The organism is Paenibacillus agricola (assembly GCF_011440305.1).
GTDB classification, from domain to species: Bacteria; Bacillota; Bacilli; order Paenibacillales; family NBRC-103111; genus Paenibacillus_S; species Paenibacillus_S agricola.
The window spans coordinates 43,188-58,801 of the sequence record NZ_JAAOIW010000002.1 but is presented as its reverse complement, the minus strand read 5'-3'; the positions used below and the strand labels follow the sequence as shown (position 1 = coordinate 58,801).

Annotated in this window: 11 protein-coding genes; all 11 read left to right on the top strand. The window is 44.9% G+C overall.

Features of this window, described 5'->3' with window-relative positions; genetic code table 11:
- Window positions 1-13 precede the first annotated feature (13 nt).
- The 11 genes from G9U52_RS04750 (at window position 14) to G9U52_RS04700 (ending at window position 15,613) form a co-directional block, all read left to right on the top strand.
- Entirely contained in the window at window positions 14-1,801 is a 1,788-nt protein-coding gene (locus tag G9U52_RS04750; RefSeq protein ID WP_166146831.1) for a cache domain-containing sensor histidine kinase, read from the top strand.
- A complete protein-coding gene (locus tag G9U52_RS04745) occupies window positions 1,798-2,787 on the top strand; it encodes a substrate-binding domain-containing protein (RefSeq protein WP_166146829.1) in 990 nt (329 codons plus the stop codon). The genes G9U52_RS04750 and G9U52_RS04745 overlap by 4 nt, the downstream gene beginning before the upstream one ends.
- A gap of 138 nt (window positions 2,788-2,925) precedes the next feature.
- Window positions 2,926-4,002, top strand: a complete 1,077-nt coding sequence (locus tag G9U52_RS04740) for a galactose ABC transporter substrate-binding protein (protein WP_166148096.1) — start codon at window positions 2,926-2,928, stop codon at window positions 4,000-4,002.
- A 113-nt stretch (window positions 4,003-4,115) separates the two neighbouring features.
- Window positions 4,116-5,606, top strand: coding sequence for a sugar ABC transporter ATP-binding protein (locus G9U52_RS04735; protein WP_166148094.1), 1,491 nt, complete (start codon window positions 4,116-4,118; stop codon window positions 5,604-5,606).
- A 53-nt stretch (window positions 5,607-5,659) separates the two neighbouring features.
- Window positions 5,660-6,670: a galactose/methyl galactoside ABC transporter permease MglC gene (gene mglC / locus G9U52_RS04730; RefSeq protein WP_166146825.1), complete on the top strand. Its 1,011-nt coding sequence runs from the start codon at window positions 5,660-5,662 to the stop codon at window positions 6,668-6,670.
- Window positions 6,671-6,936: 266 nt separating this feature from the next.
- Window positions 6,937-8,472 carry an extracellular solute-binding protein gene (locus G9U52_RS04725; RefSeq protein WP_166146823.1) on the top strand — a complete coding sequence of 512 codons (1,536 nt, stop codon included), beginning with the start codon at window positions 6,937-6,939 and terminating at the stop codon, window positions 8,470-8,472.
- Between the two features lie 90 nt (window positions 8,473-8,562).
- The gene (locus G9U52_RS04720) at window positions 8,563-10,881 is read left to right on the top strand and encodes a helix-turn-helix domain-containing protein (RefSeq protein ID WP_166146821.1); all 2,319 of its coding nucleotides are present in this window, start codon (window positions 8,563-8,565) and stop codon (window positions 10,879-10,881) included.
- Window positions 10,882-11,040: 159 nt separating this feature from the next.
- On the top strand, window positions 11,041-11,934 hold the full coding sequence (locus tag G9U52_RS04715) for an ABC transporter permease (protein ID WP_243767198.1): 894 nt from the start codon (window positions 11,041-11,043) through the stop codon (window positions 11,932-11,934).
- Between the two features lie 30 nt (window positions 11,935-11,964).
- Window positions 11,965-12,837: a carbohydrate ABC transporter permease gene (locus G9U52_RS04710; RefSeq protein ID WP_166146817.1), complete on the top strand. Its 873-nt coding sequence runs from the start codon at window positions 11,965-11,967 to the stop codon at window positions 12,835-12,837.
- 29 nt (window positions 12,838-12,866) lie between these two features.
- Window positions 12,867-14,396 carry an extracellular solute-binding protein gene (locus G9U52_RS04705; protein WP_166146815.1) on the top strand — a complete coding sequence of 510 codons (1,530 nt, stop codon included), beginning with the start codon at window positions 12,867-12,869 and terminating at the stop codon, window positions 14,394-14,396.
- A 263-nt stretch (window positions 14,397-14,659) separates the two neighbouring features.
- Window positions 14,660-15,613, top strand: coding sequence for a carbohydrate ABC transporter permease (locus G9U52_RS04700; RefSeq protein ID WP_243767150.1), 954 nt, complete (start codon window positions 14,660-14,662; stop codon window positions 15,611-15,613).
- The last annotated feature ends 1 nt before the right edge of the window (window position 15,614 follow it).

Sequence of the window (15,614 nt, the reverse complement as noted above, 5' to 3'; positions counted from 1 at the left end):
GGGGGCATTTGCAATGAAAAAAGCGCTTCGCAGCTGGCGGTATGCCTTAGTTGAGATTTGGAGAGTAAAAAGCATCCAGTTTATTATTACGGTTTCCTTTACGCTTGTAACGGTGCTGGCCATGCTTTTTGTTAGTGTGATTCTGTACAATAAGTTTTCTGAGACTGCCGAGAGGAATACGATCTTAAGCAACCAGCAAATCGTCGAGCAGGTCAATTCAAATTTAGGCATTTATTTAAAGGGAATGGCTGAGGTATTTGGGCTGGTTCATAAAAAAATTAACATCAGCGAGGGAATTCCCAATGATAGGTTAGCTGAGCAGCTGGATACGATCCTGGATTCACGGGACGATATTGTCTCGATGGCGTTATTTACAAGCGGGGGAGAGCTGATAACGGGTCTGCCTAACGCAGAAATGCGTGTCATTACTAGGCTAACCGAGCAAAGCTGGTTTAGATCGGCACTGGAAAATCCGAACCACCTGTCGTATTCGCTTCCTCATATCCAGAACTTGTACAAGGGTGAGTACAAATGGGTGGTATCGATGAGCAAGGGGATTACGATTAAACATAATAACCAAAGCATCCAAGGCGTTTTATTGGTAGACGTTAATTTTAAAACGATTGATGATTTATGCCGCAAGGTAAGCTTGGGGAAAAAAGGCTATGTGTACATCATTGATGAATCGGCGGGGAATATGATCTATCATCCGCAGCAGCAGCTAATTTATATCGGGCTCAAATATGAAAATGTGGAGCAGGCGCTCAAATATACATACGGCAGCTTTTTGGATGAATCCAATGGGGAGAAACGGCTCATTACGATCAACACTGTCAATAATATCGGGTGGAAAATAATCGGCGTTTCCTATATGGATGAGATCGTGACCACGCGCAGGGAAATCAGCGGGTTTATTTCGTGGCTGCTGCTTGTTGTTCTTGGATTCGTGCTGCTCATCTCTGCATTTATGTCTGCCAAAATCTCGCAACCGATCAAGCGACTGGAGAGATCTATGCGCAAGGTCGAGCATGGGGATTTTGATATTCATATTCCGATCCGCGGCGACGATGAGGTGGGACGACTTTCCCGCAGATTTAATTTCATGGTTGTCAGGATCCGCGAGCTGGTGGAGCAAAATATCCATGAACAAGAAGCAAAGCGAAAGAGTGAATTGGATGTGCTGCAGTCGCAAATTAATCCGCATTTTCTGTACAATACCTTAAACTCTGTAGTGCGTATGGCAGGCAGCGGCAAAAGCGAGGATGTGATCACGATGATTACCTCGTTATCCAAATTTTTTCGTATCAGCTTGAGCAAAGGCAAGCGAATTATTAAAGTACAGGAAGAGCTGGAGCATATCCGTAATTATTTAATTATCCAGAAGGTTCGCTATAAGCATAAATTCGACTATGAAATCGTAGCGGAGGAAGCGGTGCTTTCCTGCAAGACCTTGAAATTGATTTTACAGCCGTTAGTGGAGAACGCAATTTATCATGGTATCGAGATGATGGTGGATAAAGGACATATCTGTATATCCGCCCGGGTTAAGGAGCAGCAAGTTATTTTTGAGGTGAGGGACAACGGGCTGGGCATCTCTCCTGAACGGTTAGCGCTGATTTTATCTGGAGAAACTAAATCCGATGAAGGTTCGGGCGTGGGCTTCAAAAATGTGCATGAACGCATACGCCTTACATTCGGCGAGCCTTATGGCTTACAGGTGGAAAGTGTGCTGGAGGAGGGGACGTTAGTTAAGCTGACGATTCCTTTTATTGGGGAGGAAAGTGAACGGGAGGACCTATGACAACTTTAATGAAGTATAGATGGACATTTGCGACTATGGTGATGGCGACCTTGCTTTTGAGCGCTTGCTCAGCTAAAGGGGATATGACCAATCCAGCCGAATCGCTGAAAAGCGTGGCGCTAATTTTCCAATCCAGCCAAGGCGACTATTGGAAGACCGTTCGCATGGGTGCAGAAGCCGCTGCCAAGGAATTTAATCTACAGATATCAATTACCTCACCTGAGCGGGGAGAAGATATCAACGGACAGCTTGAGCTTGTCCATCAGGCCATTAAGGACGGAGCCGATGGCTTGGTGCTAGCTGCTAATGATTTCGATTTCGAAGGTTTTACGGAAATAGCTGAGCTAGCGGCAAGCAAGCATATCTCTGTTATTACGATCGACTCCGAGGCGGATTCACCGCAAGCGAAAGGCTACATCGGGATCAATAACTATGAGGCTGGGCAAAAGGCCGCCAAAAAGCTGATGGAGCTGGTAGGTGAACGAGGCCGTATTGCTGTGATGAGCTTTGACAAAGGGACCAAAAATACTCGGCAAAGAGAAGCAGGACTGCTTGAGGAGTTAGCCAAATATCCACAGGTGCAGCTTGCAGACAAGGAATATTGCGATACCGATTCCGTGCATTGCGAAGGGTTGGCCGAGAAGCTGCTCGGCATGGACCAACCAATCGATGGGCTAGTCGCATTAAATGCAATCTCCTCGATAGGAGCGGCGTCGACGATTCACCGAATGGGGCTTGCCGGAAAAGTGAAGGTGGTTACCTTTGATAATACGCCGGAGAACATCGGTTTTTTGCAGGATGGCGTCATTCAGGCAACGATCATCCAGAATCCTTTTATTATGGGATATTTGGGAGTTAAACATGTAGCCCAAGCAATAGACGGCCACAAAATTCCTGAATTTATTGATACCGGAACAAAAGTGATTGATCAGGAAAATATGTTTTGGCTGGATAATCAAAAGCTGCTGTTTCCGTTTGTCCAGTAACCAACGGCTAACACACATTCCTTAAACACATGAGGATATTCATAGAACACAGGAGTATATTGCATGGGAATAGCACTTGATTTCACTGATAATAAGGATGTAGAAATCATTAAAAATAAGGTTAACGGAGGTCTTTACATGAAAAAAATAATGACGACTCTTCTCGCAGCGGCTTTGATAGCGACGGTTGTGGGCTGCGGCTCGAATACACCTGCTCCAGCAGCAAGTGGTGCAGCACCGGCGCCTGGTGCAAAAACGGAGCCGGCTCCGGCAGCAGCGGCCAAGAAGCCGGTCATCGGCGTAGCCATTTACAAATTTGACGATACGTTTATGACAGGCGTTCGTAATGCGATTACGACAGCGGCTGAAGGCAAAGCAGCTACCGAGGTTGTAGACAGCCAAAACTCACAGCCTACACAAAACGATAAAGTCGACTTGTTTATCACAAAAAAAGTGAACGCTCTCGCGATTAACCCCGTTGACCGTACGGGCGCTGGCGTTATCATCGATAAAGCTAAAACAGCCAATATCCCCGTTGTATTTTTCAACCGTGAGCCGCTTGCGGACGATATGAAAAAATGGGATAAGGTGTATTATGTGGGCGCCAAGGCCGAGCAATCCGGAACGATGGAGGGTCAATTGATCGTCGATTACTTCAAAGCCCACCCGGAAGCGGATAAGAACAAAGACGGCACTGTCCAATATGTCATGCTCAAAGGCGAGCCTGGCCACCAAGACGCGGAGCTGCGTACCAAATTTTCGATCAAAGCCGTTGAGGACTCCGGGCTGAAGGTGGAAAAGCTGGCAGAGGATACAGCGATGTGGGATCGTGTCAAAGGGCAGGAAAAAATGGCTGCATTCATGGCCTCCCAAGGCGATAAAATCGAAGCGGTATTCGCAAATAATGACGACATGGCGCTCGGAGCGATTGAGGCCTTGAAGGCGAAGGGATACTTTAAGGATGGCAAATACCTTCCCGTTGTTGGTGTTGATGCTACGGCACCTGCACTCAAAGCGTTGGAGGATGGTACCTTGCTCGGAACGGTATTAAATGATGCCAAAAACCAGGGTAAAGCGACCTTGAACCTGGCGAACGTATTGGCTCAGGGCCAAACGCCGAATAAAGACAATGCAGGCTATGACATTTCCGACGGTAAATATGTGTGGGTCCCTTACAAAAAAATCACGAAAGAAAATATGAATGACGCTAAATAATGCGAAATAAATCAAAATAATTGGATAGGCATCGGAAGAGGCGTATACATTGCGTATACATTCAACATACGCAGGGGGCGTTAGCAGTGGCTGATAATGGTTTATTGCTTGAAATGAAGGGTATTTCCAAAGAATTCCCGGGCGTCAAGGCGCTCGATAATGTGACGCTTAAGGTTCGTCCAGGTACCGTGCATGCGCTGATGGGTGAGAATGGTGCGGGTAAATCGACACTGATGAAATGTCTGTTTGGTATCTACAAGCCAGATGGCGGAGAGATTTATTTGAGCGGGAGCCAGGTGGAAATGAATAGCTCCAAGGACGCACTTGATCTGGGTGTCGCTATGATTCATCAGGAGCTTAACCCCGTTCCGCACCGTAATGTGATGGAGAACATCTGGCTCGGTCGTTTTCCTGTGAAAGGTAGGGGTCCTTTTCAATTCGTCGACCACAAAAAGATGTTCAAGGATACGGATCAGCTATTTAAGGATTTGGAAATGGATATTGATCCTTACACGATTGCCGGGACGATGTCGGTATCCAAGCTGCAATCGCTGGAGATTGCCAAGGCCGTTTCCTTTCATTCCAAGGTTATTATTATGGATGAACCGACCTCGTCGCTCACGGGCAATGAAGTAGAGGCTTTATTCAAAATCATTGACGGCCTGAAACAGCGCGGCGTAGCGATTATTTATATCTCTCATAAAATGGAGGAAATCCTGCGTATTTCCGATGAGGTTACGATTATGCGCGATGGCAAGCTGATCGGTACGTGGCCGGCAGCGGAGCTAACGACAGACCTCATTATTACCAAAATGGTCGGCCGTGATTTGAGCCAGCGCTTTCCAGAGCGGACGAATGTGCCCGGAGAGGTGATCCTAAAAGCTGAAGGCTTATCCTCACCGTTTCCGAAAATGTTTCAGGATGTATCCTTCGATATTCGCAAGGGAGAAATTCTGGGAATAGGCGGACTTGTCGGTGCCCAGCGTACAGAGGTTATTGAAGCGCTGTTTGGGCTGCGCTCCTTGGCATCGGGCACGATCTCAATGCATGGCAAGCAGGTACGGATTAAATCTCCCATTGATGCGAAGAAGCATAAGATTGCACTGCTGACTGAGGAGCGCCGTGTAACCGGTATATTCCCGGTATTGTCCGTCCAGGAAAATACGGTTATCGCTAATTTGGATCGATATGTGAATCCTTTTTTTCTGCTGGATGAGAAAAAGTACAGGAAGGAAGTCAACCGTAGCATCGAGCAGCTTCGTGTAAAGACACCATCGATGCGTACGCTGATCAAAAACCTCTCGGGGGGTAACCAGCAGAAGGTGCTGCTGGCTCGCTGGCTGCTGACCGAGCCGGACATTTTATTGCTTGATGAACCCACACGCGGGATCGATGTAGGAGCCAAGTTTGAAATCTACAGCATCATGGCAGACCTAGCCAAGCAAGGGAAAAGCATCGTGATGATTTCCTCGGAGATGCCCGAGCTGCTAGGGATGTCAGACCGCATTATGGTGATGTGCGAAGGACGCCTTACCGGAGTGGTGGAAGGGAGCCAGGCAACCGAGGAAGAGATCATGCGCTTGGCTACCAAGCATAAGTCATGAGTCATAAGTCACAAGGCATAAGGCACAAGTCATAGGGAAAGGAACCAAACCAGATGAATACGAAAAGTGTAGGCAATTTCTTCACTCAGTATGCGATTTATATAGTACTGCTTGTGCTTGTAGCAGGGATTGCCATATCCGACCCGCGATTTCTATCCTTGGACATTTTACGGGATATCCTATTGCAAAATTCAACCCGTGCCATTATTGCCCTCGGTGCAGCATTTGTATTGATTACGGGAGGTGTCGACCTCTCAGCGGGGCGGGTAGTTGGTTTAACCGCTGTCCTCTCGGCCTCTATGCTGCAAATCGTCGATTATCCAAGGCGCTTTTTCCCTGAGATGGCGCAGCTGCCCGTATGGGCTCCAATCGCTATTGGGATTATAGCGGGCCTTGTGGTCGGTTTGCTTAATGGCTGGATCGTTGCACGATTTAGCGTTCCTCCGTTTATCGCTACCTTGGGCACGATGGTTATTGTATATGGCGCGAACTCGATCTATTTTGACCTGAAGCCGAATGAATCGCAGCCGATTGCCGGGCTAAGGAAAGACTTTACGAATATCGGCACTGGCTTTATAGGTCCCAACGGTCCTTATTCCATCCCTTATATTGTCATTATCGCCGTCGTCGTTGCGATCATCGTGTGGGTGGTGTTTAATAAAACGCGGCTCGGGAAAAATATGTACGCGATCGGCGGCAACATTCAAGCGGCAACCGTTTCGGGTATTAATGTCAGGCGGAACCTGTTGTACATTTATGGCTTTGCCGGTGCACTTTATGGTCTTGGTGGTGTGCTGGAGGCAGCTAGAACAGGCGGGGCTACCAATAACTACGGCAACATGTACGAGCTGGATGCTATCGCTGCGTGTGTGGTGGGAGGGGTCTCTACAGCTGGTGGAATCGGTACCGTGCCTGGGATTATGGCAGGTGTCCTGATCTTCGGTGTCATCAACTACGGATTAACCTTCATAGGGGTCAACCCATATTGGCAGCTAATCATCAAAGGGTTGATTATTGTCGTTGCTGTTGGTTTTGATATACGCAAATATTTGGCTAAAAAGTAAATAAGCTTAATCCAATTTCGCGAATTTTTTCGAACGCCTCTCTAAGTGATTTTTACTTGGAGAGGATTTTGATATGAGGAAAAGCTTATCAAACTGGCGAATCCATCGTGTTTTTCCAACAAGTTAAATAAAGAGGATTGTTTGTAACTGGGTCGGATGTTATATTTTCCTTGTTGCAGACTTGGTTGCTGACATGCACTTACTGTAAGTATAATTTTCGCAGCCGGATACTAAAAATTTAGAGTCGGAAAAGGGGTAATTGCCAGATGAACAGGACGCAAAAAAAGTGGTTCGCATTAATAGGTACGATCACAATGGCCACAGGGGTTTTAGCAGGCTGTGCAGGGGAGCAAGCTTCCAATAAAACAGAGAGTACTACAGGCAGTACAAAGGTAGAAGACACGAAACCTTTAGAGGTATCGATTGTAATGCCCCAGGTAGGAGACATCCCTGCCAAAGGAAACACGATTGAACAGATGATTGAAAAATATACCAATAGCAAATTGACTATTCAGTGGGTACCCAACTCCACTTATGATGAGAAAATCAATATCATGATTGCATCCAATGAAATGGCAAAAATCATGAAAGTCAACTATGTTCCTACGATTATCAGTACTATTCAAGGGGATCAATTCTGGGAAATTGGCCCTTACCTCAAAGATTATAAAAATTTGATGGCACAAAATCAACAATATTATGAGAATATTAAAGTGGATGGCAAGCTTTACGGAATTCCCAATTACCGCGAAATCGGGCGGAACGCGATTGTTTATAGGAAAGACCTGCTGGACTCCATGGGCTTGAAGGTTCCAAAAACACTTGATGAATGGTATAGTGTTGTGAAAGCGTTAACATTAAATGATCCTGATAAAAACGGGAAAAATGATACTTATGGACTTATGCTGGAAAAAAAGTATAATGATGGTAACAACTCCACTCTAACCCGTGTGGCAGTAAGCCAAGGGGGAGTTAATAAATGGGGTGTTGATAACAGCGGGAAATTCACCCCCGAATTTCTGACTCCACCATTTGTAGACACTATGAAGCTGTTCAAACGTCTTTATACCGAAAAACTTATTAATCAGGACTTCCCGGCTTTGGATAGTACGGAAATGGATAAGCAATTTGAAGCAGGTCGTGCAGTTATTAAAATCAATGGATTGGCCACCAATGCTGCGAATATTCAGGATCGTATCGTTAAGGTGGTGAGTACGGCTCAATTGGACATTGCCCCATGGGAAGGGTCGCAAGGACCAAGAGTTGCCGGTCAAGCAGGTAATAACGGTTTTCTGGCGTTTCCGAAATCAGCTGTAAAAAACGAAGCTGAACTCAAACAATTGCTGGCGTTTATGGATAAATTATTGGATAAAGATATGTCAACCTTGCAAAAACGCGGAATTGAGGGTGTCCACCATAAGAAATCATCCGACGGCTTTGTCGAATGGATCGATTTAACTCTCTTTAATCGCGAGGTTAAGCCTTACCGTGACAATCTGCTGAACTTTGAAACGTATAATGTACCTCCGTTAAAAGATACAGAGCTTGCCATGAAAGGCTATAAAATGGAGCCTGAGGGTCTTAAATATGCAATAGCTAATCCTGCATTAACGTTATCTTCCAAGATATACACGGAGCGAGGTAAAGAACTGGATACCTTAATAGCAGATGCGCAGACGAAATATATCGTAGGCAAAATTGATGATGCGGGATGGGCGGACGAAGTAGAAAAATGGCGTAAAGCGGGTGGTGACAGCTTGATAAAAGAATATGAAGCGGCCTATGCAAAAAACAAAAAATAATTAAGGAATCAACTAGTTACGCTACCAAGCAGAGGACCTTGCCGTTGGCAAGGTCTTTTCCGATACATGAAGACAGGAGGAGATTACCCTATGCCTAAATTTATGTTGCGCCTACTTGGTTTTAGTTTTATTCTGGCAGCAATTTCAGTCATCTCGATCGGTGTAATTTCTTATTACATAGCTTCAGGAGATATCGAGGAGAAGGTCAAGGAAGGGAATATGCAGGTTCTTCTGCAAACACAAATGCGGGTGGAACAGGCTTTGAAAACGTTGGAGCTGACTTCATTGCAATATTTAAACTCTCCATTGGTAGCGTATTCATTGGATAAAAGCTTAAATGCAGACGACTTTTTCGACATTCGTGATTTATCTAAAGGATTGTATAATTTGCAGACGTTCACAAGCATCCGAGAGGCTTATTTGGTCAATCTGCAAAAGGATTGGATGGTCAGCTTTGCAACCTTTCGCAAATTCAGCACCCATCAGGAGCATGATCTGATAGCTTCCTATGCACAATATCCCAACAACTTGTTCTGGATTCCCGTCAAGAACAGTAGCAATGAAGCTGAGGCCCATATAAGTGAAGCAGAACCTGAAGAAGGCAACATTTCCAAAGCAATACGGATGGTATTTAAAGTTCCTGTTATAACGAACAAAGGCCAGCCGAAGGCGTTGCTAATCGTGGAAATTGCTAACAGCGAAGTGAAGGACCTGCTGTCCTCTAACAATAAGTTGGGGGAGGTATTCTTGCTTGATAGCAATGGACAGGATTTTCTTTCTGAAGGCAGCGATATGGATAGTAATAAGGAGATTCATTCCTTGGTAGCCGAACGTATTATTGCGACTAAAGAGCAGTCTGGTTTTTTTAATGCTGATCTGTTAGGTCGGGATATGGGGATTACTTTCCGGTCTTCATCCTATAATGGTTGGATTTATGTCTCTGCCGTATCGATCAAGGACATTACAAAACAATCCAAGAAGATTGCTTGGATCACCTTTATTGCTTGTACTATTATCTTTGCATTAGTCGCTCTGATTGCTTTGTATGGAAGCCGGAAAATGTATTCTCCGATTAAGCGGCTTTTTGAATTTACCAAAGACATCAAAGTGGATGACCATGATCATAAAGATGAATTTTTATCAATCGAAGAACGGTTCCGCACCTTATTCAGCACGGAGAAAAATCTCCAGCAGCAGGTTCGAGGACAGTTCAATCAATTAAATGAATTTTTCATGCTGAAGCTGTTTGCGGGTCAAATTTCGGATGCTGATTTTGCCTACCGCGCACAAATATTCGGATTTCCTACACGCTGGAAGCGGCTTGTGGTAATGGCTGTACAGATTGATTCGCTGGAGGAAACACGGTATCAGGAGCATGATAAGGAGCTTTTGCTATTCGCTATTAATAATATCATAGGCGAATTAATTGCGAAGGATGATCGGTTTAGCCCGATTTTGCTGGATCAGTCGCAGGTAACCCTCCTGCTCTGTCCTTATGACCATGATGCGCAACAGAAGCTGCACTTTTTCGAAATTGCGGGATTAATCAAGGGCAAAGTTCAAGAATTTCTTCAGCTGCCGGTCAGCATTGGGATTAGCAAACCTTTTGATAAGGTGACCAAATCGGTGATGGCTTATAGGGAATGTCTGGAGGCCTTGAAGTGTCGTATGAGCCTGGGGCAGGATATCATTGTTCATTACGAGGATATAGACGCTGGTAAGAAAACAATGGAAGTGACGGTTTATACGCAACTAAAGCTTCTTGAGGATAAGTTAGGTGTTGCTTTAAAGGCTGGTGATGTAGAAGCAGTCGATACTATATTCGATACCTATATATCGGCCATTGTGGAGAAAGGCATCCATTTCAATGAATACCCTGTACTCATGATGCAGTTGATTTCGAAATCCTACCATCTTGTTCAGGAGCAGGGAGGTTCAGTCAAATTGGTACTGGGCCAAAAAGCTACCGTTGAACATTTCCTGAAACTAACTACTCTGGAGTCTATCATACAATGGTTTAAAGGCGAGCTTTTTGATCCGATAATTAACTTTTTAAATCAACAAGCCGAATCCCAGTACTTAAATATAGCCAATCAGATGATCAAGCTTGTTCATGAAAGATACGATCAGGAGATTTCTTTGGAGGCGTGTGCATCCATTATGAATTTTCATCCCGTCTACTTAAGCAGGGTATTCAAGAAGGAAATGAATATCAATTTCAGCGAATATTTGGCGGATTATCGGATGAGTATAGCGAAAACCTGGCTAGAAAATACGTCATGGAAGGTTTCTGAAATTGCTGAAAGGCTGAATTATACGAACACAACTGCGTTTATTCGCACGTTCCGCAAAATTGTGGATATGACTCCCGGAAAGTATCGACATCAGTTCAACAAGAAGCAAATTTAACACAAGTTAAATTCAAACTATAGAATGTTACGGTAAATCGGACAATAATTAGCTATACCATCATGCTAATCATTAATGTCAGGAGGACAACCCATGGATTCACAGACGGACAACGGAGCAGTGCTGATAAGAAATAAAGCGGGTCACCGCAGCCCGCTCATGAAGGAATTGATTCGTGATAAGTGGATGTATTTTATGCTGTTACCAGGGGTTATATTTTTCATTATTTTTAGGTACATCCCCATGTACGGGCTCATTATTGCCTTTCAGGATTATAAGCCACATCTTGGGATGTTGAATAGTAACTGGGTTGGCTTGAAGCATTTCGAGCGATTTTTCAGTGAACCGCAGTTTTGGATGTTATTTCGTAATACTGGACTGCTCGCCATCTATAATTTGGCGTTCTTTTTCCCGCTGCCGATTGTGTTGTCGTTAATGATGAATGAAGTAAGAAGAGAGCGCTTCAAAAGATTCGTACAGACATTAATATACGTTCCGCATTTTGTTTCTTGGGTTGTTGTAGTAGGTGTATTTTATATGCTACTTACTACCGAAGGCGGGATCTTAAATGAACTCTTGTTTGTTATTACCGGTGAAAAAATTGCGTTTCTGCTAGAGCCGGAATGGTTTCGTACGATGATTGTCACGCAGTCGATTTGGAAAGAGGTAGGATGGGGCACGATTATTTTTCTAGCAGCGCTTTCGGGAGTCGATTTGCAATTGTATGAAGCTGCACGCATGGATGGAGCTAATCGCTGGAGACAGGTATGGCATATTACGCTTCCAGCCATTCGAAGCACGATTGTCATTCTGCTCATTTTACGTTTGGGTTCATTCTTGGACTCTGGTTTTGAACATATCTTCCTGATGCTGACGTCAACGAACCGTGAGGTCGGGGAAGTGTTTGACACCTATGTCTATGTCAAAGGCTTAACGCAGTCACAGTTCAGCTATAGCGCGGCAGTCGGATTATTCAAATCCGTAATCGGATTGTTGCTTGTTATGGGAGCCAATTGGCTGTCTAAGAAGTTCGGCGAGGAAGGCGTATATTAGGACGAATAGAACAGGAGGGTGTGTAAGCTGATGAATTATGACCGTACATTAGGCAATAAAATATTTGACAGTATAAACTATGGGCTGCTTACCCTAATAAGCCTTGCGACTGTACTTCCTTTTATTTATATTCTAGCCGTATCGTTTACAAGTCCGCATGAGGTTGCCAAAGGGGGATTTATTTTATTTCCCAAAGAGTTTTCCTTATCCGCTTACAAATATATATTTTCAACCGATACCTTGATTCGCAGTTTGTTCGTATCGATCTACATTACCGTCGTCGGTACCTTTATCAACCTGCTGTTGACCTCATTAATGGCTTATCCGCTTGCGCGTCAAACTCTTCGGGGACGTCAATTTATTTTAATGGCGGTATTATTTACGATGCTCTTCAGTGGAGGATTGATACCCACTTATTTTGTTGTAAAAGCAATGGGACTCACGAATACCTTATGGTCGTTGATGATTCCCAACGCTATCAGCGCATTCAACCTAATCGTATTGAAAAACTTTTTTCAGCAAATTCCCGATGGGCTGGAGGATTCGGCTCGAATTGACGGATGCAGCGACGTCGGTGTTTTGTTCCGGATCGTCTTGCCTTTATCGATGCCCGCTATGGTTACCTTTGGTATGTTTTATGCGGTTACGCATTGGAATCAATTTTTTAATGCCATTATGTATATCAACGATAATCAGAAATGGCCTGTGCAAGTACTGCTTCGTGAGATCGTTATATTGGCTCAAAGCCGAATCGGCGATACAGGCTTCGATGAAACCGAGATTCAACCGCTAACGATACGGATGGCAGTTATCGTATTTGCTACACTACCGATTCTTGCTGTATATCCGTTCTTGCAAAAGCATTTTGCCAAAGGGGTTATGCTAGGCTCGGTTAAAGGATAATTTAATCATAAAGGGAAGGGGATTATATAATGAAGCCGAGATCAAGAACGACACAGAGATCAAGAATGACCCTAATGGCAGCACTGCTTATTGTATCGATGTCACTTGCTGCTTGTGGTGGAGCACCAGACAATAAACCTGCTGCTCTGGTTAAAGAAGATAATACCCCCTTGCCCATCAGTATAGCGCTGGCCCAGGTTGGCGATATTCCGAATAAAGACAGTGAAGTAGAACAGCTACTTGAGAAATACACAAACACCCAATTAGATATTCAATGGATTCCAGGTGCAGCATATGATGATAAGGTCAATTTGATGATTGCCTCCAATGAAATGCCTCAGCTGCTTAAAGTGCAGTATACGCCAAACATTATTGGCGCTATGGAGTCCGATTTGTTCTGGGAAGTAGGTCCTTATCTAAAGGATTACAAAAATTTGTCTGCCCAGAGCCAGCAGTTTTTCGATAACATACAGGTGAATGGAAAGGTATACGGTATTCCTATTTTTTCAGAAATTGCGCGGGCGGCCATCGTGTTTCGAAAGGATTGGTTGGATGGACTCGGTCTGAAGGTGCCTAAAACGATTGACGATTGGTACGATGTAACTAAGGCTATGACCCTTAACGACCCGGATAAAAATGGGAAAAATGATACGTATGGTATCGTATTGTTTAAAAAGTATAATGAAGGTCAAGCTTCGCTATTGACCCGATTTGCTGTCGGTTTAGGCGGTCCGAATAAGTGGTCCACTGTGAACGGCAGCTTTGAACCGGAGTTTACCTCCAAGGAATACAATGATGTGTTGAAGCTGTTCAAACGTTTATACGATGAAAAGCTGATTAACCAGGATTTTGCTGTATTTGATTCTACCGAAGCGGAGAAGCTATTTGATTCGGGTCGGGCAGGACTCAAAATTGCCGTAGCGCAGACCGGGAAAAGCCAGCAGGATCGCCTATCCAAGGTTGATCCAAAGGGTGTAGTGGATGTGGAACCGTTGGCCGGTCCCAAAGGCATTCGCGTTGCCGGTCAAACTGGTAACTCCGGTATTTATGTCATTCCGAAATCTACTGTGAAAACGGAAGCCGAGGTAAAGAAGCTATTGAAATTCCTTGACAATGTAATGAACCCGGATGCTACAACGTTGTTGCAGCGCGGTGTGGAAGGCAAGCATTATGTGAAGACTGCGGACAACAAAGCAGAGTTTAAAGATCTCACTGCCTTCCAAAGAGAAGTGAAGCCATACCGTGATAATCTTCCCTATATGGAGGGATACAACAGCTTGTTGCTAAAGGACATTCCGATTGGAGAGAAGGGAATTGCGGTAGCCAAGGAGAATACGAAATATTCGATCCCCAACCCCGCTCTGACTTTAAATTCCACGACGTATTCAGAACGCGGAAAAGAGCTGGAGCAGATGATCTGGGACGCGCAAACCAAATACATCATGGGTAAGCTTGATGATGCGGGGTGGCAGGCCGAGATCGAGAAGTGGAAAAAAGCCGGCGGCTCCCAAATGATGGACGAATATAAAGCAAGTTACGAGAAGACACGGAGCAGGTGATCTAAAGTAAAGGGAGCTTTTCATAGAGGGAATTTTCATCCGAACCACTTGGTATTGATAACCAGGTGGTTTTTTGGTGTGTGCTGTCCATATGGCAATCGGCTTGCCTAGTGCCGCTCATAAAGGTGAAAAGATATTTAACAAAGCGATAAAGATATTACATTCCAGATATAGGGAATTGCCAGTATAGTTAATACATACCCAACGAAGAACGACGAACCTGCCGTCGTCATTCCGAGTTTTCCGAGAAAGAGAGGAACCCGATGAGTACCAACTCCACTTACATGGATAAGATGCCAGGCAACGTGACAAAACAGCGCTTGCAACATCGCAAGAAACGGCAACGAACCAACTGGATGCCTTATTTACTGATTGCTCCCGCTGTACTGCTAATTATGGGCTTCCTGTTCTACCCGATGGCGAATGTATTCTATTACAGCTTTCAAAACTTTAACCCTTCCAAGCCCTACTACAATGGATTTGTCGGCTTGGATAACTTCAAAGCGATCTTCACTACCGACGAGCTGTTTTATTCCAGCTTGCTCATTTCCTTCAAATGGGTGTCCATCGAGGTCGTATTCCAGCTTCTCTTCGGCCTGCTGATTGCCTTGCTGCTGACGCAAACCTTCGCTATGCGTGGACTATTTCGATCCATTGCGATTATGCCATGGGCGGTCTCGGGGGTTATTACATCCACGATGTGGTCGCTGCTGCTCAACGAACATATGGGGCTGGTCAACAGTATCTTCATCAAGCTTGGGCTGATCAACACGAACTTTGCCTGGCTGGCGGATATGAACACTGTGTTCCCTGCCATCATCATTACCGAGCTGTGGAGAGGTATTCCCTTCTTTACCATTACGATGTTAGCAGCGCTACAGACGATTCCGCAGGATTTGTATGAGTCGGCCACGGTCGATGGCGCAGGGAGATGGAAGTCGTTCATCCACATTACGCTGCCATTTTTGAAAAATTCGATTATCCTCTCTACGCTGCTGCGGGCGGTCTGGGAATTTAACAATGTTGATTTGATCTTCACGATGACTGGCGGCGGACCGGCCAATGCAACCACCACACTGACTATGTACGTAGCGAATCAGGCGATTATTGCTCAAAACTTCGGGTACGGCTCGGCGCTGACGGTTATCAGCTTTATCATTCTGCTAGTGTTCGCGATGGGTTACCTGAAACTGAGCCGCTTTGGCAAGGAGGTCTAGA